General features: G+C 32.1%; 21 protein-coding genes, 1 tRNA gene, 1 other RNA gene and 1 pseudogene. 10 read left to right on the top strand and 14 right to left on the bottom strand.

What is annotated here, in order from left to right; genetic code table 11:
* Positions 1-13: 13 nt before the first annotated feature.
* Genes FLY87_RS04625 through FLY87_RS04615 form a run of 3 tightly spaced genes read left to right on the top strand, consistent with a single transcriptional unit; the run spans position 14 to position 3,635 of the window.
* Complete coding sequence (locus FLY87_RS04625; protein ID WP_141266376.1) at positions 14-1,024, top strand: ATP-binding protein; 1,011 nt, start codon at positions 14-16, stop codon at positions 1,022-1,024.
* Positions 1,002-2,846 (top strand): VWA domain-containing protein, encoded by a 1,845-nt coding sequence (locus tag FLY87_RS04620; RefSeq protein WP_141266375.1) that lies wholly within the window; start codon positions 1,002-1,004, stop codon positions 2,844-2,846. Before FLY87_RS04625 ends, FLY87_RS04620 begins: the two co-directional genes overlap by 23 nt.
* An 18-nt stretch (positions 2,847-2,864) precedes the next feature.
* Positions 2,865-3,635 (top strand): methyltransferase domain-containing protein, encoded by a 771-nt coding sequence (locus FLY87_RS04615; RefSeq protein ID WP_084205641.1) that lies wholly within the window; start codon positions 2,865-2,867, stop codon positions 3,633-3,635.
* On the opposite strand, the gene rnr is transcribed toward FLY87_RS04615, so the two are convergent.
* The 13 genes and pseudogenes from rnr to FLY87_RS04550 all read right to left on the bottom strand — a co-directional run bounded on the left by rnr (position 3,595) and on the right by FLY87_RS04550 (position 17,578).
* Complete coding sequence (rnr, locus tag FLY87_RS04610) at positions 3,595-5,682, bottom strand: ribonuclease R (RefSeq protein WP_012545022.1); 2,088 nt, start codon at positions 5,680-5,682, stop codon at positions 3,595-3,597. The two genes, FLY87_RS04615 and rnr, sit on opposite strands and share 41 nt — an antisense overlap.
* Positions 5,679-6,452: a helix-turn-helix domain-containing protein gene (locus FLY87_RS04605; protein ID WP_012545129.1), complete on the bottom strand. Its 774-nt coding sequence runs from the start codon at positions 6,450-6,452 to the stop codon at positions 5,679-5,681. The genes rnr and FLY87_RS04605 overlap by 4 nt, the downstream gene beginning before the upstream one ends.
* Positions 6,445-7,038 (bottom strand): recombination mediator RecR, encoded by a 594-nt coding sequence (gene recR, locus FLY87_RS04600; RefSeq protein WP_012545737.1) that lies wholly within the window; start codon positions 7,036-7,038, stop codon positions 6,445-6,447. The genes FLY87_RS04605 and recR overlap by 8 nt, the downstream gene beginning before the upstream one ends.
* The gene (locus tag FLY87_RS04595) at positions 7,035-7,379 is read right to left on the bottom strand and encodes a YbaB/EbfC family nucleoid-associated protein (RefSeq protein WP_012546807.1); all 345 of its coding nucleotides are present in this window, start codon (positions 7,377-7,379) and stop codon (positions 7,035-7,037) included. Before FLY87_RS04595 ends, recR begins: the two co-directional genes overlap by 4 nt.
* On the bottom strand, positions 7,372-8,910 hold the full coding sequence (dnaX, locus tag FLY87_RS04590) for a DNA polymerase III subunit gamma/tau (protein ID WP_012546399.1): 1,539 nt from the start codon (positions 8,908-8,910) through the stop codon (positions 7,372-7,374). Before dnaX ends, FLY87_RS04595 begins: the two co-directional genes overlap by 8 nt.
* Positions 8,911-8,926: 16 nt before the next feature.
* Positions 8,927-9,025, bottom strand: an RNA gene (gene ffs / locus FLY87_RS04585) — signal recognition particle sRNA small type.
* A gap of 52 nt (positions 9,026-9,077) precedes the next feature.
* Positions 9,078-11,297: pseudogene (topA, locus tag FLY87_RS10410) on the bottom strand (type I DNA topoisomerase); the annotation flags it as partial.
* Positions 11,288-11,563: a serine/threonine protein kinase gene (locus FLY87_RS04575; RefSeq protein ID WP_012545446.1), complete on the bottom strand. Its 276-nt coding sequence runs from the start codon at positions 11,561-11,563 to the stop codon at positions 11,288-11,290. The gene FLY87_RS04575 and the pseudogene topA, both read right to left, overlap by 10 nt.
* Positions 11,564-12,670 carry a DNA-processing protein DprA gene (gene dprA, locus FLY87_RS04570; RefSeq protein WP_028842742.1) on the bottom strand — a complete coding sequence of 369 codons (1,107 nt, stop codon included), beginning with the start codon at positions 12,668-12,670 and terminating at the stop codon, positions 11,564-11,566.
* The gene (locus tag FLY87_RS04565) at positions 12,663-13,850 is read right to left on the bottom strand and encodes an argininosuccinate synthase (protein ID WP_141266374.1); all 1,188 of its coding nucleotides are present in this window, start codon (positions 13,848-13,850) and stop codon (positions 12,663-12,665) included. The genes dprA and FLY87_RS04565 overlap by 8 nt, the downstream gene beginning before the upstream one ends.
* 260 nt (positions 13,851-14,110) lie before the next feature.
* Complete coding sequence (tsaD, locus tag FLY87_RS04560; RefSeq protein WP_012546527.1) at positions 14,111-15,112, bottom strand: tRNA (adenosine(37)-N6)-threonylcarbamoyltransferase complex transferase subunit TsaD; 1,002 nt, start codon at positions 15,110-15,112, stop codon at positions 14,111-14,113.
* 4 nt (positions 15,113-15,116) lie between these two features.
* Positions 15,117-16,175, bottom strand: a complete 1,059-nt coding sequence (ccsB, locus tag FLY87_RS04555; protein ID WP_012544936.1) for a c-type cytochrome biogenesis protein CcsB — start codon at positions 16,173-16,175, stop codon at positions 15,117-15,119.
* A complete protein-coding gene (locus tag FLY87_RS04550; protein ID WP_012546737.1) occupies positions 16,172-17,578 on the bottom strand; it encodes a cytochrome c biogenesis protein ResB in 1,407 nt (468 codons plus the stop codon). The genes ccsB and FLY87_RS04550 overlap by 4 nt, the downstream gene beginning before the upstream one ends.
* Before the next feature lie 230 nt (positions 17,579-17,808).
* Here FLY87_RS04550 and FLY87_RS04545 point away from each other — a divergent pair, with 230 nt between their 5' ends.
* From FLY87_RS04545 to FLY87_RS04520, 6 genes are all read left to right on the top strand, one after another.
* Positions 17,809-18,063: a hypothetical protein gene (locus FLY87_RS04545; protein ID WP_164924840.1), complete on the top strand. Its 255-nt coding sequence runs from the start codon at positions 17,809-17,811 to the stop codon at positions 18,061-18,063.
* 229 nt (positions 18,064-18,292) lie between these two features.
* Entirely contained in the window at positions 18,293-20,179 is a 1,887-nt protein-coding gene (locus FLY87_RS04540) for a multiheme c-type cytochrome (protein ID WP_164924839.1), read from the top strand.
* Positions 20,179-20,811, top strand: coding sequence for a cytochrome b/b6 domain-containing protein (locus FLY87_RS04535; protein ID WP_012545712.1), 633 nt, complete (start codon positions 20,179-20,181; stop codon positions 20,809-20,811). Before FLY87_RS04540 ends, FLY87_RS04535 begins: the two co-directional genes overlap by 1 nt.
* A gap of 32 nt (positions 20,812-20,843) precedes the next feature.
* Positions 20,844-21,215: a class III cytochrome C family protein gene (locus FLY87_RS04530; RefSeq protein ID WP_012546815.1), complete on the top strand. Its 372-nt coding sequence runs from the start codon at positions 20,844-20,846 to the stop codon at positions 21,213-21,215.
* Positions 21,216-21,282: 67 nt separating this feature from the next.
* The gene (locus FLY87_RS04525) at positions 21,283-21,600 is read left to right on the top strand and encodes a hypothetical protein (protein ID WP_012545928.1); all 318 of its coding nucleotides are present in this window, start codon (positions 21,283-21,285) and stop codon (positions 21,598-21,600) included.
* A 22-nt stretch (positions 21,601-21,622) separates the two neighbouring features.
* Positions 21,623-21,713, top strand: a tRNA-Ser gene (locus FLY87_RS04520).
* A 91-nt stretch (positions 21,714-21,804) separates the two neighbouring features.
* Here the strand turns inward: FLY87_RS04520 and FLY87_RS04515 are convergent.
* Positions 21,805-22,446, bottom strand: coding sequence for a peroxiredoxin (locus tag FLY87_RS04515; protein WP_012545081.1), 642 nt, complete (start codon positions 22,444-22,446; stop codon positions 21,805-21,807).
* A gap of 154 nt (positions 22,447-22,600) precedes the next feature.
* Here FLY87_RS04515 and FLY87_RS04510 point away from each other — a divergent pair, with 154 nt between their 5' ends.
* A complete protein-coding gene (locus tag FLY87_RS04510; protein ID WP_141266373.1) occupies positions 22,601-23,734 on the top strand; it encodes a metallophosphoesterase in 1,134 nt (377 codons plus the stop codon).
* Positions 23,735-23,822 lie beyond the last annotated feature (88 nt).

Here is a 23,822-nt window from a genome sequence, read left to right as displayed (position 1 = left end):
GGAGGCAATTAAAATGATATTCCCTTTTACTGCTATTGTTGACCAGGAGGAGATGAAGCTTGCTCTTATTTTGAATGTTATTGACCCAGGTATTGGTGGTGTTTTAATAATGGGAGAGAAAGGTACAGCTAAATCAACAACTGTTCGTGCTCTGGCTGATTTACTTCCAGAGATAGAAGTTGTTAAAGGATGTAGATTCTGTTGCTCACCTCAAGGACCTTTTTGTAGTGATTGTTTGGATAAGATTGAAAAAAATCAAGCCTTAGAGACCGAAAAGAAGAAAATGCGAGTTGTGGAGCTTCCTTTGGGTGTTACAGAAGACAGACTCGTAGGAAGTCTTGATATTGAGTATGCAATAAAAAGAGGCGAGAAACGCTTTGAACCAGGAATTCTTGCAGATGCAAACAGAAATTTTCTCTATGTTGATGAGGTAAATTTACTTGAAGACCATATTGTTGACCTTTTGCTTGACTCTGCTGCTATGGGAATTAATACAGTTGAAAGAGAAGGTGTTTCCTTTGTTCATCCTGCAAGATTCATTCTTGTAGGCACTATGAATCCTGAGGAAGGAGAGCTGAGACCTCAGCTTCTTGACAGATTTGGTCTCTGTGTTCAGGTTAATTCAATAAGGGATAAAGCTTTGAGGGTTGAAATTTTAAAAAGAAAGGCAGAGTTTGATGACGACCCTGAGGGTTTCCATAAAAAGTGGCAGAATGCTCAGGAAGAGCTTGCCGAAAAGATAATCAATGCAAAAGAAAGACTTAAAGATATAGCAATTACTGAAGAATCAGTTTCAACGGTTGTGGATGTCACAGCAGAACTAAACCTTGATGGTCACAGGGCAGACATAGTCATGCTTAAAGCAGCAAGAGCTTTTGCTGCATTCAGTGGAAGAACAGAAATAACCCATGAAGATATAAAAAAGATTGCTCCGCTTGCTCTGAGACACAGACTTAAAAGGCTTCCCTTTGAGGATATCTCGCAAGAGGCAGAGAAACTTCATGCAATCCTTGAAAGAATATAAAATAAACTTTTTCAACTTCGTAAATCAGGAAAATGCCAAACTTGCTCTCTTGCTTAATTTAATTGAGCCAAGATGTGGCGGTGTTTTATTGGCTGGGAAAAGAGGCACAGGGAAATCAACTCTTCTTAGAGCATTTTGCGATATTTTAAAACAGTTAAAAATTCCTTCTGTTCAACTTCCAATAAATGCAACTGAAGAGGCGGTTTTGGGTGGAATTGATATTGAAGAAACCATAAGAACTGGGAAAAGAGTTTTTCAGAGAGGGCTTCTTTCAAGGGCAAACAGAGGTTTTCTTATTATTGAAGATATTAATCTTTTTCCCCATGATATTCTCTCAATTGTTTTTGAAGTTCAGGCAAGAGAAGAAAATATCATTGAAAGAGAAGGAATTACTTTGAGAGAGCCTACTCAGTTTCAGATTATTGCAACCATGAATCCTGAAGAGGCTGATTTTTCATCTCACTTTCTTGACAGATTCGGCATGTGCGTGATTATGGATGAAGTAAGGGATAAAGACAAAAAAACCGAAATATTAAAATTAAATGCTTTAGATGAATTCCGCTTTAGAGAGCAAAATCAATTATTTAAAAAAGTCCTAAGCTGCAAAGAGTTTATAAAAAAAGTTAAAGTTTCAGATGAGATAAAAGAATTTATTGCAGATTTGATTTTAAATGAAGCTGTTTCAGGACATAGAGGAGATATTTATCTTTACTATGCCTCTAAAGCCTTTGCTGCATATAAGGAAGAGGAGACTGTGACCGAAGAGCATGTTAAAGCAGTGGCACATCTTGTTTTAAATCACAGAAAAAGGCTTCTTGAACCAGAGCCAGAGGAAAAGGAACAAGAGCAAGAAAATGAAACAGAAAGTTCCAATAATTTAGAAAAAAGAAAAGAACAAAAAGAAAGAGAGCAAAAAACTCCTCTTTCCCAAAGCCAAGAATCCCATGATGGCACATCTCAGAGTATTCCTTCCTCTGAAAAAGAAGAAATTTTCCCAATTGGTGAAAGTTTCAAAGTAAAGAGATTTATTTTCAAGAAAGATAGAATCGTAAGGCAAACAACGGGAAGAAGAACAAAGACTAAAACAAAGGGTAGGGGAGGCAGATACATAAGAAGTCTTCTACAAAAAAGAGCCGAAATAGCAATTGATGCAACTTTAAGAGCCGCTGCACCTTTTCAAAAACTTAGAGGCATGAAGGATAATGTAGTAATTTTTGATGATGACCTTAGATACAAAGAAAAAGAGAGAAGAATGAGTCATAATGTAATTTTTGTTGTTGATGGTTCAGGTTCTATGGGTGTAGAGCAGAGAATGAAGGCAACAAAAGGAGCAGTGCTTTCGTTGCTTATGGATTGCTATAAAAAGCGTGATAAAGTGGCTATGATTGTTTTCAGAAAAGATAAAGCTGAGATATTACTTCCGCTTACATCTTCAGTGGAACTCGCATTAAAACGTCTGAGAGAGATTCCAACTGGAGGTAAAACTCCTCTTTCAGCTGGACTTATGGAGGCTTATAAATTAATGAAAATAACACATTTTAAGTATCCTGAAAATAGATTATTAATTTTGATTATTACAGATGGAAAACCAAATGTATCCTTGAGTGATAAACCTGTTTTGGAAGAACTTAAAAGTGTTTGTTTTATGTTAAAAGATTTTCCGTTAACAGATTTCATTGTTATTGATACAGAAAAAAAGGACAAATTTATGAAAATGGATTTAGCAATTAAGATTGCAGAATGGCTTCAAGCAACATATCATTCAATAGATTCACTCAAAAGTGAAAGTCTTTTAAACATTGTTAAAACTCATAAAGGTTAGGCTGTGTTAAAATTAAAAATGAAACCTCTTAAATATTACTTTGACAGAGCAGTAGAAACTTATGAGAAAGCAGGCAAAATACAAAAAAAAGTAGCTGAGGAAGTTTTAAAAAAAATTGAGAAAAAACATTATTCAACTATTATTGAAATTGGAAGTGGAAGAGGATTTTTAACTATCCCTCTCTCAGAGACTCTCTCATTTGAAAAATTTATACATGTTGATATATCTTTTGAATTCCTTAAAAGACTGAAAACAAATTCAATAAACAAACATTTTTTTATAAATGCCTGTGCTGAGGCTATGCCAATTAAAGATAGTTTGGCAGATTTATTGATAAGTTCATCAACACTTCACTGGATTAAAAATCCTGAAAAAAATTTTCTCAAACTTTTTGATGTTCTTAAAAAAAATGGAAAATTTCATTTTTCAATTTTTACTTCAGGTACTTTGAAAGAACTTAAAGAAGTTTCAGAAATTACACGATTTGGTTCAGTATATCCTTTAAAAGAAGCAGATTTTTATTTGAAAATAATTCAAAAAACAGGATTTCATTTTGATTATAAAATAAAAACTTACAGAGAAGTTTATGATTCTCCTACAGATTTGCTTCTTACACATAAGCTCACGGGCACAAATTATACGAAAAATAGTAAATTTTCAGGAAAAAATTCATTTAAAAATTTTTGCGATACATATAAAAGACTTTTTGGTAATCATGAGGGAATTTATGCTACCTATGAAGTTTTATTTATAGAAGGTCAAAAATTATCTCTCTTTCCTCAAGGCTAACCTTTGAAACTCTTACATTAAGCTTGGTTCCTATTGTAAATTTTCTTTTCTTTTTTAGTCCTATTAAACAGTATCTCTTCTCATCAAATTGATAAAAATCATCAATCATGTGAGAAAGATGTAGAAATCCTTCAATATAATATTCTTCAAGTCTTACTCGCAAGCCTTCAGGAGTAACCATTGTAACCCTACCTTCAAATTCTTCACCAACTTTATCTTTCATAAACCAAACTCTCATTATCTGAATAGCGTCCCTTTCAACCTCATCAGCTCTTCTTTCCATTCTTGAACTGTGTATTGCGATATGAGGCAAAATTTCTTTAAGCTCTTTTTGTCTTTCCTTTGTTATTTTTCCTTTTTGTAAAAACTCTTTTAAAATTCTGTGAACAACAAGATCAGGATATCTTCTTATTGGAGAGGTAAAATGAGTATAACATTCAGAAGCCAGTCCAAAGTGTCCAACATTTTCTGAACTGTAACGTGCCTGTTTTAGACTTCTTAAAATTAGATAGTTTACTATTTCTTCATAAGGTGTTCCTTTAATTATTTCAATAAATTCATGAAAATCAGATGGTTTTAAATCTTGCTTCAAAATTCCGAGATTCTTTACAATTCGTGTGATATACTGAATTTTATTAGTTTCCGGTTCTTCATGGACGCGATAAAGAGATGGGATGTTATTTGAGTATAAAAACTCTGCTACTGCTTCATTAGCTGCTATCATGAATTCTTCTATTATAAAATGGGCAAGATTTCTTTCAGCTTTGATGATTGCATGAGGATCTCCTTTTATATCAAGTAAAACTTCAGGTTCAGGTAAATCAAAGTCAAGGCTACCTCTTTTTTTTCTTTTGTTTTTAAGAATTTCACAGAGTTCAGCCATTTTTTCAAAGTAAGGTACAAGTGGTTTGTATCTTTTAATTTCCTCTTTGTCTTTATCTATTAATATTTTTTTTACTGAAGTATAGGTCATTCTTTCAGCTGTTTGAATGATACTCGGATAAAAAAGAGATTCTTTTCTTTCTCCTGAATTACTAAAATGCATTTCAACTGTAAAGGTAAGTCTTGGGATTTTTGGAAGTAAACTACAAAGATTTTCACTTAATTCAGGAGGAAGCATTGGTATCACTCTGTCTGGAAGATAAACACTTGTTCCTCTATGTCTTGCTTCGCCATCTATTGTAGAATTCCATTTTATATAGTGACTTACATCTGCAATATGAACCCAAAGAATGAACCCATTTCGTATTTTTTTAATTGATACAGCATCGTCAAAATCTTTTGCATTTTCTCCATCTATGGTTACAGTTGGCAGTTCTCTCAAGTCAACTCTATTTTTAAACTGTTTTTTGGAAATGCCTTTAAGAGAAAGTTCTTCAGAAAAATTTGAAACTTCCTTAGAGAATTTTTTGGGTAATTCGTATTCATATGTTAATATTTCAATGTCCTCTTTAGGAGTTTTAGGTTTTTCAAAAACTTTCAATATCTTTGCAACAAGAGGTTTATTTACTGCTTGATATGTAACTATTTCAGCAAGTACCAGACTTCCTGGATTTACTTTAATATCTCCTGAAGCAATAACTATTTGCTGATTTATATTTTTTTTCCGGGGTTGAATGTAAAAAATAGGACCTGATTTTTCAACTATCCCAACAACTCTTCTTGTAGCTCTTTCAAGAATTCTTACTATTCTCCCTTCTCTTTTTTTTCTCTGTTCTACCCTCGCTACTACTCTGTCTCCATGCATTGCTCCCATAGTTGCATGAGGAGGGATAAATATGTCCGTTTCTTTGGGAGAATCAGGAATGACAAAACCAAATCCATTTTTGTGAGCCTCAAAAAATCCTGTTATTAATTTTGCTTCTTTAATGGTTAGATAGAGTCCTTTTCTATTTCTTAAAATTTTTCCCTGCGAGAGAAGTTCTTTAAGCATACGTTTCAGTTTTTTTCTTTCCGAGGCTTTAAGACCAAAGGACTCTGATATTTCTCTAAAACTCAAAGGTCTTCCAGATTTTTTTATGAAATCTAAAACTTCTTCGGGTTTCAATTTTTGTCCTGTGGAAGATTAAGGTATACTACCTGTCCTGTTTCTCCAAGTTTTCCCAAATCTTTGTCATTAAATAAGATTTTGACGCCTCCAGCATTTCCTATATGGAGTTTAAAAGATTTATCCGCTTGAAGTTCTATTTTTTGTCCTGGATTGAGGAGAAACTCCTTTTTTTCTTTATCATCTATTGTAATTCTCATCCATACCTTATCAATAGCTTCAATTTTAAGACTTTGTTGATGTACAGATATTTCTTGTTTTTGTTCATTTTTATCTATTTTTTCTTGAACTTTCGTATTTTCTGATATTACTTCTTGTTTTATAGAGGGAGGTGGAGGTATTTCATATTCTTTTTTGTCAAATTGAATAAGAAAAATTATAACAAAAATAACAGCAAAAATAATCCCCGCAGTCATTGCCCAAGCAGGAAATTTTTTAAGAGAAAAAATTTTTTTATCTGAGGATTTTTTTAAAATTTCAGGTTTAGGTTCAGGTTCAGATTCAAATTTAGGTTTAAGTTCAATTTGTTGCACATTTTGTTTTTTTGTTTTAAGGTATTCTTCATAGTCTTTTAAGATAATAGATGGATCAATTCCGATGCTTTCAGCATATGTTTTAATATATGCTCTTGTGTAAACTTCAATTGGTAATTCATCAAATTTACCTTCTTCTATTAACTGTAGACAATGTTTTTTTATTTTTGTTTTTTCAGCAATTTCTTCTAATGTTTTTTTAAGCTCTAATCTTCTTTTTTTTAATTCTTCATACATTAACTGGCTTCCTTCCTTCCAAAGCCTTTGACAATGTTACTTCATCTGCAAATTCAATGTCAATACCTATTGGAAGTCCATAAGCAATTCTTGAAATTTTTACATTGTATTTTTTTAATAAATCAGCAATCCATTGAGCTGTAAGTTCTCCTTTGGTGTTTGGACTTGTTGAAATAATTACTTCACGGATTTGTCCTGTTTTAACTCTTTCTTCCAGTTCTTTTATTTTTAGTTTATCAGGAGTTAATCCATCAACAGGTGATATATTTCCACCAAGAACATGATATACACCTTTATAACCTGTTTTTTCAAATAAAATTATATTGCTCGGTTCTTCTACCACGCAGATAATTGAATGGTCTCTTATAGAATTACTGCATATGTTACATTTTTCATTTTCAGTTATATTAAAACAAACAGAGCAAAATTTGGCTTTCTTTTTCAAATTTATAATTGCCTCAGCAATTTCAAGAGCTTCGTTTTCAGGCATATTCATTATAAAAAATGCCAGTCTTTGAGCAGTTTTTCTGCCAATGCCTGGCAATTTACACAGGTTTTCAATAAGATTTTCTAAGGGATTGCTCATAGTTTGCCAAAAAGACTGCTTAAATCAGGCATGCCAGGAAGATTAAATGGCATGGAAACCTTAGCCATTTCACTTTGGGCGAGTTCATGAGCTCTTTTTATTGCTTCATTTACAGCAGCAAGAACTAAATCTTCAAGCATTTCAATATCATCAGGGTTTACAACTTCTCTATCAATTTTTATTGAAACTATCTCTCCAGCACCATTTGCTTGAACAGTAACCATGCCACCACCTGATGTTGCTTCAACAGTCATTTTTTTTACTTCTTCTTGTTTTTTCTGAATTTCTTCTTGAATTTTCTGAGCCTGTCTCATTATTTCACCAAACATTTTTTTAGACATTATTGCCTCCTTTTTTAGGTATTATATTGAAAATTCTTCCTTCAAAAAGTTGTAATGTTTTTTTTACAATTGGATGGTTAATTGCCTCCTGTTTTAAATTTTCTGTCTGTTTTGAATCCTTTGAGCTCATATCCTCATAAGAATGTATAGTTATCTTAACATCAGAAATAAATTCTTTCAATATGTTTTGAATTTCTGATAAATTTTCCTTTATTGATTCAGCATAAAATGACGCTCCTCCATTATAAATAAGTTGGATTTCTTTGTCTGCAAAGTTAACTTTAGCATGTTTGATTTTCATAGCAAGTAAATGATTTTGAGCTTCAAGTTTTTCAAGAAATTTAAACCAATTTTGAGATAAAGATATATCATCATTATTATTTAAAGGGAGAGAAGGAGGCTGTAATGGTGATTTTTTTTTCGCTTCCTCTATAATATCATCTATATTTTTAAAATGAGCAAGAAAACTGAGTTTGAGTAGAGTTATTTCAAAAATAACTCTGGGAAAAAATGAACTCCTGATTGCAAATTCTGAATTAATCAATTCTTTTAAAAGAACAACTAAATGCTCCTCAGATGTTTTTTTATTCAACTTTTCTATCAAAGATGCCTCTGATTCGCTTATGTAAAGTTTAAAACTTTTTGTAATTTTACTAATAAGAGTATTTCTTATAAAGTTGATTAGGTCACCTACAAGTCGTTTGAAATCTGTTCCAAAATTATTAAGTTCTTCTACTTTTAGAATAATTTTTTCTCTATTACCATCAATTAAACATTCTGTAAGTTCATAAAGCACATTCACATCTGTGCCACCAATTAATAAATTTACATTATCCTGTGTTACATTTTCTGTAAATGATGTAACTTGATCAAGCATTGTCAATGCATCTCTCATACTTCCTTCAGAATTTGAAGCTATAGTATAAAGTGCTTCTTCTGTAGCATTTATATTTTCCTGATTGCAGATAAATTGAAGTCTTTGTTTTATTAAATTAATCGGAATTCTTTTAAATTGTAAATGTTGACAACGACTTAACACAGTAAGGGGAATTTTTCTTGGTTCAGTTGTTGCTAAAACAAATACTACATGTGGAGGAGGCTCTTCAAGGGTTTTAAGAAAGGCATTAAAAGCTGATTGGCTGAGCATATGAGCTTCATCAATTATATAAACTTTATAAAATCCTTCCGCAGAAGCATAACGAATATTTTCTCTTAAATCTCTTATGTTTTCTACAGAAGTATGGGATGCGGCATCTATTTCTATAACACTCATTGCTCTACCTTCTTTTATTGCAACACATGAAGGACATTTATCACATGGCTTATTTTGGGAGTCTATGCAGTTTAAAGCTTTTGCAAGAATTCTTGCTGTTGATGTTTTACCAACACCTTTTGGTCCTGAAAAAACATAGGCATGAGAAATTTTACCAGTTTGCAATGAGTTTTGAAGAATTTTTATAACAACATCTTGTCCTGTAAGGTCTGAAAATTTTTGTGGTCTATATTTTCTTGCAAGTCCAAGATATTCCATATTGTTTCCTTTAATAAAGGGACCGACTTACTGCGGCACACAGAATTAAATGCTTACCGTTGCTTCCTTCCGGACCTGGCGGGGTTTGCATCCTTCTGTTGCGCAGGGTCGGTCCCAGTTGAATGTTCTTTTATTTCTATTTTACCTTTACATGCTTTATTATGGCAAATTAAAAATTCAGTTCCATTTCTATCTTTCTTTTTTAACATATATGAAGACTTACATTTAGGACATTCTGCAGGAACTGGTTCATTTGAAAGTGTAAATTTACATTTTGGATAATTTGCACATGCCCAGAAAGTTCTACCTTTTTTAGTTTGTTTTTTTAAAATATCACCTCCACATTGGGGACATTTTACTTGTGCAGTTATTGATTGGGTGAATTTACATTTAGGATAGTTTGAACATGCGATAAATTCTCCTCTTTTACCATTTCTAACTACAAGTTGAGCTCCGCATTGAGGACACTTTTTATCTAAGGTTTTCTTTGTAGATCCATTTTCATTATTATTTAAAGATCTGGTATTTTTACATTCAGGATATCCAGAACATGCTAAAAATGGCACTCCCTTACTCCATCTTATAACCATGTCTTTGCCGCATTTTTCACATTTAAAAGAGGTTTTTATTTCCTTTGGTTTTATTACTTTTGATATTTTGGATGCTTGGTCAAGGTCATTTTCAAATTCTTTATAAAATTCCTCTATTACTTTATTCCACTTTGCTTCATTTAATGAAATTTTATCAAGATCTTCTTCCATCTTTGCAGTGAAGCTATAATCCATCAGTTCTGGAAATTTTTCTTCAAGAAGGTCATTAACAACAAAGCCTAAGTAGGTGGGCTGAAGCTTTTGTTTAACTTTTTTTACATATCCTCTTTCCTGAATAGTGCTTAATATAGTCGCGTAAGTGGATGGTCTTCCGATTCCCTTTTCTTCAAGTGCTTTAACAAGAGTTGCTTCTGTATATCTTGGAGGTGGCTCTGTTGTATGTTTTTGAGCTTCAAGTTCTGAAATTTTGAGTGAAGTTTTTTCATTCAATTGAGGTAAAACAGTATCTTCTTCGGATTCTTCGTCTTTATAGATAATTAGAAAACCTGGAAATGTAATTACAGAGCCAGTTACTCTAAATTGAGCAATACTATCCAAATCTTCAATTATATATGTAGTTTGCTCTACTTCAGCTGGCGACATCTGGCTTGCCAGAAACCTATCCCATATAAGCTTATAAAGACTATACTGCTCCTTTGTAAGATATTTTTTAATGCTTTCAGGCGATTTATCAGGATAAGTAGGTCTTATACATTCGTGAGCATCTTGTATTGGAGTTTTCTGTTTTTTTGTTTCGTGGATTTTATGATTACCAACAAACTCTTTGCCGAAATTTTTTTCTATGATATTTTTTGCCCATTTTTTTGCTTCTTCAGCAACTCTTGTTGAGTCAGTTCTCATGTACGTGATAAGACCGATCCTTGTACCTTCTATATCTATGCCTTCATAAAGCTGTTGTGCAAGCATCATGGTTTTTTTAGGAGAAAAACCCAAAGTTGAAGAAGCCTGTGCTTGCAGTGTTGCTGTTCTGAAAGGTTCTGGTGGATTTTTCTTTTTCTTCTTTTTTTCTACTTTTGTAAGTATATAATTTAATTTTTTAAGTTCTTCAATAATTTTTTGAGCAGTTTCTTCATCAGTAATTAAAAATTTTGCTTTTTCTTCTTTACGGTCAATAATCAGTTTACCTTTATATTTATAAAGATTTGCACGAAGTTCTTTTAGATTTTCATCATTTTTAAAATTACCAACAATGGTCCAGTAATTTTCTGGCTGAAATATAAGAATCTCTTTTTCTCTCTCAACAACCATTCTTAAGGCAACAGACTGAACTCTTCCAGCAGAAAGTCCTTTTTTTACCTTTTTCCATAGAAATGGGCTTAGATTATAACCTACAAGTCTGTCCAGAATTCTTCTTGCTTGCTGTGAATATACTTTGTTTATATCTATTTTTGAGGGATTTGCTATCGCTGCTTTCACAGCATTTGGAGTTATTTCATGAAAAATGGCTCTATAAACTTTATTTTCTGGCACTTTTATTTCTTCTGCAATATGATAGGCTATTGCTTCGCCTTCTCTATCAGGGTCAGTAGCAATAAAAATTTTTTGAGCATTCTTTGCTGAATCTTTGAGTTCTTTTACAATTTTTTCTTTACCTGGAATTATGATATAGTCAGGCTGAAATCCTTTTTCTATATCAACACCAAGTCTGTCTTCTGGGAGGTCTTTTATATGTCCAATAGATGCTTTCACCTGAAAATCTTTCCCAACGATTTTATTAATTGTTTTTGCTTTTGCAGGTGATTCAACAATTATGAGATTTTTTCCTTTCAATTCCATACTATCTGTTTCCCTTTACTAAAAATGAAACTATATATGTCATCATCATGAAGTTCTGTTTCCCTCATAAGTAAATAAACAAGCAGTGCTCTAATCATATCAATTTCTTCACGGTCAAGAAGTTCGCTTCCTTCAATGAAATTCAGTTCTTCTTTAATCTGATGTAAATCAATGTCCAGAAGAGAGAAATCTTTTAATGTTTCATCGTTATAATCGTTATCAATAAGCTCTCTTGCAAGAACTCTCAGAAAATCAAGAAGCTTCATTCATATCCTCCTTACATATTTGCCTTCTATTTTATTGATTAATCCATCTATTTCAAGGCTGAGAAGTATTTCAAGAACCTTAGCTGTATTCATGCCTGTTTTTAATATTATTTCATCCAGATACAAAGGCTCATTCAATATATTAAATACTATTTTTTCATCATTATCAAGCCTGTCAGTTTTAGTTGTTTCGTTTGATAACTCAGTTGTTATTTTTTTTAATAATGGAATAAATTGTTCAATCTCCTCAAGTATATCTTCTACTTTTGTTACAAGTTTTGCTCCTTTTTGTATTAAATAATTTGTTCCTTCAGAGTTTTTTGAAGTAATGTTTCCAGGAACTGCAAAAACTTCTCTACCCTGTTCCAAAGCAAAAGATGCTGTTATTAATGCACCAGAATTTATCGTAGCTTCTGTAACAAGAGTTCCGAATGATAATCCACTTATTATTCTATTTCTTCTTGGAAAATTCTCTTTTCTTGGTCCTTCATCTGGATAAAATTCACTTATAATGGCACCATTTTTTATAATTTTTTCTGCAAGCATTTTATTTTCAGGAGGATATATACATGAAACTCCGCTTCCAAGAATAGCGATAGTTCTTCCTCCTGCTGAAAGAGTGGAGTTATGAGCAACTGAGTCAATTCCTCTTGCAAGCCCGCTTACTATGGTTATCCCAAGACATGCAAGGTCATATGCTAATCTTTCTGTTATTCTTCTGCCATATTCGCTTAGTCTTCTTGAACCAACAATGGATAGGGCAGCGTTATCTTCTGATAACAATTCCCCTCTACAGAATAAAACTACAGGTGGGTCATGGATTTCTTTTAAAAGCTTGGGATATTTCTCATCACTAAATGAATAAATTGCTATATCTCTATTTTCGCAGAGTTTTATTAATTTTTCTATAACATTCCATTTGTCAAAATTTTTTATTCTTTTTGCTTTTTCTATACCTATTCCTTCAACATAAGCAAGTTCATCAATGGTTGCATTAAAAATCTGTTTTGCTAAACCAAACCTTGAAAAAAGCCTTTTTAGAAGAACAGGACCTATGTCTTTTATCTCATTTAAAGCAAGACAATATCTTATTTCTTCACTAATCATTACTCTTTTTTAACATCCTTAATCTTAATGCATTAATTTTTATAAATCCTTCAGCGTCTTTCTGATTATAAACCCTGTCTTTTTCAAAGGTCGCATGCTCTATACTATAAAGAGAGTAGGGGGATTTTCTTCCGACAACAATACAATTACCTTTGTAAAGTTTGAGCCTTACAGTTCCTGTTACATTTTTTTGAGTTTCGTCAATTAACTTCTGCAAAGCTTCTCTTTCAGGCGAAAACCAGTATCCATAATAGATTAGTTCAGAATATCGTGGAATAAGGCTATCTCTTAAATGCATTAATTCTCTATCCATTGTTATTGATTCAATTGCTTTATGAGCAATATGAAGAACCGTCCCGGCAGGAGTTTCATATACTCCTCTTGATTTTATTCCAACATAACGATTTTCCACAATATCTACTCTTCCAATCCCATTTTCTCCTGCAATTTTATTTAATTTATTAAACAATTCTACACTTGAAAGTTTTTCACCATTTAATGCTACAGGATTACCGCTTTCATATGTTATTTCAATATAAACAGGTTTATCTGGAGCTTTCTCAGGTGGTATTACCATTGTATACATGTCCTGGGGTGGTTCATTCCATGGGTCTTCAAGAATTCCACCTTCATAGCTTATATGAAAAAGATTTCTGTCTATACTATAAGGTTTTTCCTTTGTTGCCTGCACGGGTATATTATGTTTTTGAGCATATTCAATAAGAGAGCTTCGTGAGTCAAACTCCCACTCACGCCATGGTGCAATTACTTTTATGTCAGGTTTCAGAGCATAATAAGTTAATTCAAATCTTACCTGATCATTCCCTTTTCCCGTAGCTCCATGAGCAACTGCTTCAGCTTTTTCTTTTATAGCTATATCAATCTGTTTTTTTGCAATAAGAGGTCTGGCAATAGAGGTCCCCATAAGATATCCTGTTTCATATACTGCATTTGCTCTCAACATTGGAAACACAAAATTCCGGATAAATTCTTCTTTAAGATCCTCTATATATACATTAGAAGCACCTGTTTTAATAGCCTTTTCAGCAATTTCTTGAAAGTTTTCTTCCTGTCCAATATCTGCACAGAAAGCAATAACATCTGCACCATATTTTTCTTTTAACCATTTAATTGCAACAGAGGTATCAAGACCTCCTGAATATGCAAGAATAATTTTCATATTTTACCCTCCTAATTTTTTATATGAGCCTGTTCAAAAATTTACAACTTCTTATAAATCAATGAATTACAACGTATTTAATATTTTAACTCATAATGTTTGTTATTTACCTCCATTTGTCATTCCGAGCGAAAGCGAGAAATCTCCTTCATTTTTCAACAAAGGAGATCCTTCGGGCAATGCCCTTGGGATAACCCTTTAGGGTCAGATTCCTCGGGGCATCATCCCTTCGGAATGATAGTTAGTAATTGAACAGCTTCTTATAAAGGTAAATAAGCTCTGGCATTAAGAAAAAGATCAGAAATTTCACCCTTTAAAAATTTATTATATCCAGTAATAGCTATCATGGCAGCATTGTCTGTACACAAAGATTTAGAAGGAAGATAAACATTTATTCCTTTGTCTTTTAACATTTCAGCACGTCTTCGTAATTCACTATTTGCAGCAACTCCTCCTGTGATAACAACTCTATTTAACTTTTCTGAAGATATCGCCCATTTTATTTTTTCAATCAATACATCAACAACTGAAGTTTGAAATGATGCTGCAATATCTTTTTTTATTTCATCTGGGACATTACCTTCTTTATATCCAAGATTTTTTAAAAGAACTTTAATAGCTGTTTTTAAACCACTAAAGCTAAAATCCAAACTTCCATGAAGATACGGTCTTGGAAGATTAAATTTTTCATTACAACCTTCCTTTGCTAATGCATCAATTACAGGTCCTCCTGGATATCCAAGTCCAAGCATTTTTGCTACTTTGTCATAGGCTTCACCAGCAGCATCATCACGGGTTCTTCCAAGTTCTTTATAAGCACCGAAATCATTCACTCTGTACAGACTTGTATGTCCACCTGAAACAATCAGGCAAAGGAATGGATATTCTGGATAAGATTTTTCAAGAAAGATTGCCTGAATATGCCCTTCAATGTGATTTACTCCAACTAATGGTTTTCCTGAAGCATAACTTAAAGATTTTGCAAAACAAAGCCCTACTAAAAGCGAACCAATAAGTCCAGGACCATAACAAACTGCAATCAAATCAATATCTTTTAAATCAGTCTTTGCCTCTGATAGAGCTTTTTCTGTCACATCCCATATCCATTCAATATGCTTTCGTGAGGCAATCTCTGGGACAATTCCTCCGTATTTGCTATGAAATTTTATCTGTGATGAAACAATATTACTCAAGATATTTCTATTTTCAAGTACTGCGACAGAAGTATCATCACAAGATGTGTCAATTCCAAGTATAAGCATGGGTCTACATGCTTCCGTAAGAGTGGAGTCCGCTTAAAAATAAATTTACTCCAAGATATGTGAATATTGTAACAATAAATCCGACTACAGCAATCATTGAAGTTTTTGTTCCCCGCCATCCTCTGATAAATTTTGCATGAAAATAAAAGGCGTAGACAAACCATGTAATCAAAGACCATGTTTCCTTTGGGTCCCATCCCCAGTATCTTCCCCATGCCTGATCAGCCCATATTGCTCCAAAAACAAGTCCACCAATAGTAAATATAGGAAAGCCGAAAGCTATTCCTTTATAGGTTATATCTTCAAGAAAATTTGAATCTATTTTGAAACTATTGAGAATTTTATTTAATATATGACCAAATTTCCATGTAATAAAAATCAAAAATATTAATATCATCCAGCTTATTATTGATATGAAAACTGACGGATTGCCAATTGTAGAATGAAAAATTTTAACAGTTTTTGGATTTGATGCAGTAATGATATCAATTATCACAGATATAAACATAAACAGCATAAATCCAAGCAAAGTTGTTGAGAAGATATATTTAAAGGATTTTTTATCCTGCGATTCCATAATAACATGAAGCAGTCCTGTTATAAAACTTATTCCAAAGGCAGCATAGGATATAAAACTGAGCGTTACATGTGCAAGAAGCCAATTACTTTTTAATGCAGGCACTAAAGGTTGAACTTCTTTTGAAATTCCAAGAAGGTCTGTAAGTCCAATTGTAATTCCTGCTACTATAGAGATAAAAACTCCAAAACTTTTCTTTTTATATTTCCACTCAATAAATAAATATCCCACTATTAAACACAAAACAAAGAAAATCAAACTTTCGTAGAGATTTGTAATAGGAATGCTTCTCATAATTGAATGATTTATTGCATACATTTCCTTAAATCTTTGAATAAATCCATAAATATGAATTAAAGCGCCAAAAGACAATGTAGCAGTTGCAATGTATCCAACTTTATTATTTTTAGTTAGAACGTAAACAATATAAATAGGCATTGCAAGTATGTAAAGTAATCCCGCAATTGAGATTGTTTGATAGCTCATATATTTTCTCCTTTCAGTTTGTTGATAATTTCATTAATCTGTTTTTCAATTATTAAAGAAGTTTTTGAAGATGGACAATAAAATATTAAATTATCTTTACTTATGGTTACAAATAATGTAATAGGTCGTAAAAAAAGAGAAATAAAAAGACCTATACACAGAAAGATTGAACCTATATAAATTAAAGGAATTCCAGGGTCTTTTCTTATCTGAAGTCCTGTAAATTGTGCTCCCCATAGTTCATTAAACTTTAGTTTTCCATAAGGGGTTACCCATGTTTCAGGAATTCTTGTTAGTATCCATTGTTCAGTTTTCTTGCCTTTGTCATCAAATTGCACTAAAACAGCAGGATTTATCATATTTGTATCCATATTGAAAAGTTTTCCCTGTTCATCAATCCCTAATGCAGGTGAAAAATCAATAACAGAAGCGATAGCAGATGTACCAGGAATATTAAATTTCTCTTCAAAGCGGGCATTTATTTTATGTTCTTTACCTGTTTTATCAAAATAGGTGAATCTAAATTCAGCATGTTCTGAAGGTTGAAAACCATAACTTGCCTGATAAAAAGTGATTCCTTTATATGAAAATGGTTGATTAACTTCAATTATAACATTTTCTTTATTATCAAATTTTATAACTTGTCCATTTTCTAAAATTCTTATGTAACTTCTATAAGCCTTTGGTATAGAAGAATTTTCATAGTATTCAGCTTCAAATTTATCGCATCTAACTTCAAAATCTAAAGGAATTGCTTTGCCACTATCAGAAATTGCAAAGTTTAATCCTGTTCCCTCTACTATATTCATAGAGCCTCTAAAACCCCAAAAAGTTCCCATGAGAGTTCCGACAAGTATAATAAGGATGCTCAAATGAGTTAAATATACAGCTAATCTTGTTTTACTCCATTTTTGAGCTTGAATTTGTATCCCTTCTTGGGTTTCAAAAACATGTATTGAAAAACCTTTATTTTTTAATATTCCATTAATTTTATCCAAAATATTAGGTTGAATATTATCTATTTTTTTCTTTATTGGCATTTTCTCTAAAACTTGAGCCGGCAGAGGATGGGAAGAGGTTTTAAATGATTTTAAAAGTGAAGGCAGTCTGTCCGTAGAGCAAACAATTAAGTTTAAAGCAAACATAAAAAGTAAAAAAGTAAACCACCAACTGTGATAAAGATTATTCAAATCTAAAAGGTTTACTATCTCATAAGCTTTCATAGCACTTACAGGAGGAAGAAATTTAGAAAAAAACCTTACTATTGCTTCAGGGTCTGTTTGTTGTGGGATGATTGTTCCGATTGCTGCACCAATTGAGATAATAATAAACAAAGCTATGGCAAGATCAACTGATGCGAAGAAATTCCAAATCTTTTCATTCCATCTATCAATTTTTGACATTAAAGCCTCCTAAATACAATAGTTGTGAAAGACTATGAATTGATTAATTTATCATATATATGCTATATTTTTCTATGATTAAGGTCAAAAGTTGGTATGTTTTAATATTAACATTCGTATTTTTATTGACTTTTTCCTCTAATCTCTCTTTTGCTGAAAACAAAAAATCTGTAATTCTTTATTTTTTCTGGGGTGAGGGTTGCCCTTACTGTGCGAAGGAAAAAATTTTTTTGACTACCCTAAAAAAGAAATATCCAAGACTTGAAATAAAAGATTATGAGGTTATACATAATCAAGCTCCCAGAGAACTTTTAATGACAATGTCAAGGTCTTATGGTATAAGTCCAACAGGAGTACCTGTTACTTTCATAGGCGACAAAAGTTTTGTTGGGTTTAATGAGGAAATTGCTTCAAAAATTGAACTAATTTTAAAATCATGCCTTAAAAAGACCTGCGAAGACCCTCTTTTTTATAAAAAGTATTAATTAATTCTTTAAAAAATTTTTATAGCTCTTCTCATTAAAATACATTGATATTCTTTCACTCATTTGTGTTATAATTTTGCAATTTAATTTAAAATCTATACATAAGGAGTGAGGGATGAGGGCAATTGTTATTAGTGGGGTAGTAATATTGTGTTTCTTAATCTCCTACTTAGTTCCTTTAAATGATGCAATTTCGGATGATACTAAAGCTTGTTTACGATGTCATGGAATGAAAACATTACAGAAAGCGTTAGATAGTGGTGGATCCCTTTCCCTTTATATTGATGGTAACAAATTTGAAAAATCTGTTCATGGCGCGATGGATTGTTCATCCTGTCATCCAGATATCACATTAAAAAATCATCCAAAACCCAAAAAAATAACTGACAGGAAGGTATATATTAAAGAATTTTCTAAAAACTGTTTGAACTGTCACCCTCAAGATTCATTAATGAAACCTAAAGTTCATGGAGAAGTAGTGAAAAAAGGTGAAGTTTTCTGTTCTGAATGTCATGGTTCACATTACATAACTTCAATGAAGGATTGGAAAAAGAAAGCAAGTTTTTCTGAATATTGTCTAACATGTCATCAGTCTAACATTACTAAAACTTTGCCAAGCAAAGAAAAGATTTCTCTTAAAGTTAATGAGTCCGAAATTAAAAAATCAGTCCATGCCAAGTTTCAATGTCTTGTCTGCCACGATGATTTTTCAAAGGTAAACCATCCTATATATAATTATAAAGATAAAAATCAATACAGAAAAGAAATGACAAGAATATGCACAAAATGTCATACAGACAAAGAATTACAGAAAAATCCAGCTCATTATGCTCTTACTAAGACAACATCCTGTATTGAATGTCATGGCTATCACGGTGTAAAGCCAACTAAGGTTGCCAAGACACTTCCAGAAAATCAATATTGCTTAAACTGCCATAGCAGACCTATTTCAATGAAAATGAAAAATGGAGAAACATTATCAGTTCAGGTAAAAGAGACAGATATTTTAAATTCGGTTCATAAGAAACTTAAATGTACGGAATGTCATAAAGAATTTTCTACAACGCAACATCCGGTGAGAAGCTTTGAGTCTGTGGCGAATTACAGAGCAAAGGCAAAAGATGTTTGCAACAACTGCCATCAAGATGCAGTTAAAAAATACGATATTAGCATTCATGCTGAAGCTCTTAAGAAAGGAAATCAACAATCACCAGATTGCCTAAAATGTCATGATTATCATAAAGTTGTATTAATCACTAAAGATAAATCTGCAAGCTCAGAGCTTTGTGTAAAATGTCACAATGAGTCAGGACGGGCATTTAAAGAAAGCGTTCATCAGAAAGCCATAAATGATGGTAAGCAGAATGCTCCAACCTGTGCATCCTGCCATAATTCTCACGATGTTCTTGCAGCAAATATTGCTCAACTTGGTAATTCATGTGTTAAATGCCATAAAGATGTCAAAACAAGCCATAACAAATGGCTCTGGAATCCTCCTGTAAAACTCACTACATTTGTAGATGCTCACTTTAATTCAGCATCCTGTGCTGCATGTCATACCACAGTTAATAAAGCTATTTATCTTACACTTTTTGATAGAGCTAAGAAAAAACCATTAACAGAATCTGAAGTTGCTAAAATTTTTGGTGTTGATCCAAAAGAGGTTAAAGGTAAAATTGATTACAATAATGACGGGAAAATTCAAGAACAAGAACTCTGGCAGTTTATGTCTTCAGTTAAGGCAAAAGCAAAGGCAAATCTTTCTGGAAGAATTGATGTTATAAATTCTAATGATGCTCATAAAATTGAACCAAAATCTAAAGCTATTAAAGACTGTGCAGCCTGTCACGATCCTTCAGCTTCTTTTGCAGCAAAGATTGAAATTAATAGGGAAGGGGGAAAGGCTGTTAAATTTGATTTGGAAAGAAGTGCAATAAACTCAGCCTATGCAATTCCAAATATTAAAGATTTTTATGTATTAGGACTGACAAAAATAAAAATACTTGATATTTTATTCTTCATAGCTTTATTAGGCGGTGTGGCAGTTCCTGTGGGACATTTAACGCTCAGAATTTTAACAGCTCCAATTAGAAGAAAGAGAAGGGAGGGCAAATAATGAAAAAGATTTATCTTCATCCGTTGCCAGTTAGAATATGGCACTGGATAAATGCATTAGGATTTATAATTTTAATAATAACAGGAGCACAAATTAGATTTGCTGAGAACATGGGAATTATGAGTTTTGAAACAGCGGTAGATGTTCATAGTTGGCTTGGATTTATTCTTCTTGCTAACTATTTTATATGGCTTCTTTACTATCTTTTTACAGGTAAACTTTTCAAAATATATATTCCACCATTTTGGAGGCCTGTAGAATTTATTAAGAATTCAATCAGACAGGCAAAATATTACGGATATGGAATAATGGTTGGCGATAAGAATCCTCATCATCCAACGCCAGAGCATAAATTTAATCCAATGCAGCAGATATCTTATTTAATGATTATGGTTCTTCTTATTCCTCTACAAATTATTACTGGATTAATGCTTTGGGATCCTCAATTATTTAGCTCAATAATCAGTTTAATTGGAGGAATTCAGATTGCTACTCTTATTCATACAGGATTGTGGATATTTTTCAGTGCTTTTATAATAGTGCATTTCTATCTTGCTACATTAGGACATACCCCTATGGCTCATATTAAAGCCATGTTTACAGGTTATGAAGAGGAACATGAAGAGCATTGATATATAAAAATAAATGAAAGGAGGTGAAAAAAGTGAAATCTAAAAAAGGTTTGATAGTTCTTATTGCTGTCACTTTTCTGTTTGCAATTTCTTTTGTATATGCTCAACCTCAGGATGTATACGATTTAAAGCTTGAAGGTGCAAAATTTCCACCTGTAAAATTTTCACATGCTAAACATTCCACAGATTATAAAGTAGACTGTAAAGTATGCCATCACAAAGAAGCTGACCCTAAGGTAAAAGTCCAAAAATGCACTGATTGTCATGATCCTGCAGAAGCTAAAAATGGAGCATCAAAAGCTATGGACGCTTATCACAAAAATTGTATAGACTGCCATAAAAAAGCGGTTGAGGAAGGTAAAGCTGCTCCAACAAAATGTAATGAATGTCATAAGAAAGGATAATATTGTCTTAATATGCTTAAAAAAGCCGGGAAATGAAATTCCCGGCTTTTTTATGGAGAATGAATGAATGGAAAAATTCAAAAAGTTTATTGGTAAACCTTTTAAATTAGAATATATTCAAAATCCTGAATTCTTAAAAAGTCTTTCAATCTGTTGTCAAAACATTCCTGAGAAAATAGAAGAGTTTGAAGAAATTGAATTTTTAATAGATGATATTGTTATGTGTGTTGCTGTACTTAATGGAAAAATTAAAAGAATAATGTTAGTTAAACTAAACAAAGAAAATCCAGATGAGTGTTCTCCTCTTACAAAGGAAGAACTTGAACAGTTCTTAAAGAAAAATGAAGAAAAACTCTTAAAATTCTTTGAAAATATAACCCTCTAAATGCTAAAATAAAAAAATCTGTGGAGAGGTGCCGGAGTGGCCGAACGGGCGCGACTGGAAATCGCGTGTGGGGTCTAAAAGCTCCACCGAGGGTTCAAATCCCTCCCTCTCCGTTTTTTATCTGGAAGATTTACGGTGTCTCTCCGAAGAATTCTTATTCATGAAAAATAAGAGAGCCCGATAAACGAGCTCTCTTAAAAAATATTATAGTTTTTTATAACAAAACCACCAATCAAAGCATTCAAATTGCTTCGGTCTTTCCTGTGCTGTCTTTACATCTGATGCAGGAGGAACTATAACTTTGTCTCCGATTAGTTCATTATTAGGCCAACCAGCTGGAATAGCTACCTTATTTGCATCCGAAATCTGCAATGCTTTTACAGTTCTTACGATTTCATCAATATTTCTTCCAATTTCCTGTGGATAATAGAGAATAACTCTCAATATTCCATTTGGATCAATAACAAATACTGCTCTTATTGTATTAGTTCCCTTAGCTGGACTTATCATCCCAAATGATTTTGCAATCTCTCCCATATCATCAGAAATAATTGGAAAAGTAATCTCTACTCCAAGTTTTTCCTTAATCCACTCAACCCATTTGATGTGAGAAAAAACTTGATCAATAGATAGTCCAATTAACTCACAATTTAACGATTTAAATTCATCAATTCTTTTCTGAAAAGCTACAAATTCAGTTGTGCAAACAGGAGTAAAATCTGCAGGGTGACTGAAAAGAATTACCCATTTCCCCTTATAATCAGAAGGGAAATTGATGATACCGTGAGTAGTTTTAATTTTTCTGTCATCCACTTTTTCTCCTAATAAAGGCATTTTTGTTTCCATAAATCCACCTCCAAAATTTATTTTATAATTATTATAATTTAATAAAAGATAAAAGTCAATAGAAAATTAAAAATTTATCTCCAACTAAATAATTGTTATAATGAAAAATAAAAGTTTTGAACTAACATTTTTTTAACAGAGGAGTTAAAGAAGGATGTTTTTCATAATATTTTTTACTATTTATGGAATAATTAATTTCTATTTTTTTGTTAAACTGAAATCAATTTTAAATTTTGGATGGCAATTTCAGCTAATTATAAGCGTTTTTTTATTACTGATGATATTTTCTCCATTAATTATTAGAGTATCTGAAAAAAATGGTTATGAGACTTTTGCAATAGGGCTTTCATGGATTGGGTATCTATGGATGGCTTTTGTTGTTCTATTTTTATTTTTTGGAATTCTAACTGATTTTGGAAGATTATCAATGCTTGTAATATCAAAAATATCAGGAAAGAATTTATTTATTATATTACAAAAAATTCCTAAAACAGTGTACTTTTTATTCCCCTTAGGTTTATCAGTTATTTTTCTAATCTATGGTTATTTGGAAGCAATGAATATACGAGTTGAGAGATTTTATATCAAATCTGACAAAATAACAAAAAATGTAAGAATTGTTCAGATATCAGATGTGCATATTGGTTTAATCGTGAGAGAAGGAAGAATTAAAAAGATTATTGAAAAAATTAAAGAAGTTAATCCTGATATTCTTGTTTCAACTGGCGATCTTGTTGATGCGCAGATAGATAGAATGAATCATATAGCGGAACTATTAAAAGAAATAAAAACTTCATATGGAAAGTTTGCAATTACAGGAAATCATGAGTTTTACGCTGGCTTAAATAAAGCTCTTTTTTTTACTGAAAAAGCTGGATTCAAGGTCTTAAGGAATGCTGGAGTGACAATAGAGGAGTTAAACATTAATATAGCAGGATTAGATGATACAGAATCTGCGAGATATGGTTTAAAGGTAAATCAAGATAAGGTCTCTCTTTTAAACTATTTCAAAAATAAAGGTTTTACTATACTTCTTAAACATAGACCATTGATTGATAAAGAATTAATAGGATATTTTGATTTGCAACTTTCAGGGCATACTCATAAAGGGCAGTTTTTTCCTTTTAGTATAGCAACAAAGCTACACTACAATAATAATGATTCTGGATTAACAAAAATTAACAAAGATGTTTATCTTTATATAAGTAGAGGCACAGGCACATGGGGACCACCAGTAAGAATATTTGCTCCACCAGAGATTACTGTTATTGATTTGTTTAAAAAATAAATTAAAAAGACTGTATTAAAATAAATTCCCTGCAAAAGTGCTGAGTGACAAAAGTAGGATAAATTTAATATATTAATAAAAAAATGAA

Origin of the sequence: Thermodesulfovibrio sp. Kuro-1 (assembly GCF_006538445.1) — a bacterium.
GTDB classification, from domain to species: domain Bacteria; phylum Nitrospirota; class Thermodesulfovibrionia; order Thermodesulfovibrionales; family Thermodesulfovibrionaceae; genus Thermodesulfovibrio; species Thermodesulfovibrio yellowstonii.
The sequence above is the reverse complement of the archived record's forward strand: the minus strand, read 5'-3'. Positions and strand labels throughout refer to the sequence as shown.

Bases quoted from the DNA above. Each gene is read 5' to 3' on its own strand.
- FLY87_RS04615 (WP_084205641.1), top strand. From the start codon at position 2,865: ATGAAACCTCTTAAATATTACTTTGACAGAGCAGTAGAAACTTATGAG.
- FLY87_RS04575 (WP_012545446.1), bottom strand. From the start codon at position 11,563: ATGAAGCTTCTTGATTTTCTGAGAGTTCTTGCAAGAGAGCTTATTGAT.
- FLY87_RS04595 (WP_012546807.1), bottom strand. From the start codon at position 7,379: ATGTCTAAAAAAATGTTTGGTGAAATAATGAGACAGGCTCAGAAAATT.
- FLY87_RS04535 (WP_012545712.1), top strand. From the start codon at position 20,179: ATGAAAAAGATTTATCTTCATCCGTTGCCAGTTAGAATATGGCACTGG.
- dprA (WP_028842742.1), bottom strand. From the start codon at position 12,670: ATGATTAGTGAAGAAATAAGATATTGTCTTGCTTTAAATGAGATAAAA.
- dnaX (WP_012546399.1), bottom strand. From the start codon at position 8,910: ATGGAATATCTTGGACTTGCAAGAAAATATAGACCACAAAAATTTTCA.
- FLY87_RS04515 (WP_012545081.1), bottom strand. From the start codon at position 22,446: ATGGAAACAAAAATGCCTTTATTAGGAGAAAAAGTGGATGACAGAAAA.
- FLY87_RS04625 (WP_141266376.1), top strand. From the start codon at position 14: ATGATATTCCCTTTTACTGCTATTGTTGACCAGGAGGAGATGAAGCTT.
- ccsB (WP_012544936.1), bottom strand. From the start codon at position 16,175: ATGAGCTATCAAACAATCTCAATTGCGGGATTACTTTACATACTTGCA.
- tsaD (WP_012546527.1), bottom strand. From the start codon at position 15,112: ATGCTTATACTTGGAATTGACACATCTTGTGATGATACTTCTGTCGCA.
- FLY87_RS04620 (WP_141266375.1), top strand. From the start codon at position 1,002: ATGCAATCCTTGAAAGAATATAAAATAAACTTTTTCAACTTCGTAAAT.
- FLY87_RS04605 (WP_012545129.1), bottom strand. From the start codon at position 6,452: ATGTATGAAGAATTAAAAAAAAGAAGATTAGAGCTTAAAAAAACATTA.
- FLY87_RS04510 (WP_141266373.1), top strand. From the start codon at position 22,601: ATGTTTTTCATAATATTTTTTACTATTTATGGAATAATTAATTTCTAT.
- FLY87_RS04525 (WP_012545928.1), top strand. From the start codon at position 21,283: ATGGAAAAATTCAAAAAGTTTATTGGTAAACCTTTTAAATTAGAATAT.
- FLY87_RS04540 (WP_164924839.1), top strand. From the start codon at position 18,293: ATGAAAACATTACAGAAAGCGTTAGATAGTGGTGGATCCCTTTCCCTT.
- recR (WP_012545737.1), bottom strand. From the start codon at position 7,038: ATGAGCAATCCCTTAGAAAATCTTATTGAAAACCTGTGTAAATTGCCA.
- FLY87_RS04565 (WP_141266374.1), bottom strand. From the start codon at position 13,850: ATGAAAATTATTCTTGCATATTCAGGAGGTCTTGATACCTCTGTTGCA.
- FLY87_RS04550 (WP_012546737.1), bottom strand. From the start codon at position 17,578: ATGTCAAAAATTGATAGATGGAATGAAAAGATTTGGAATTTCTTCGCA.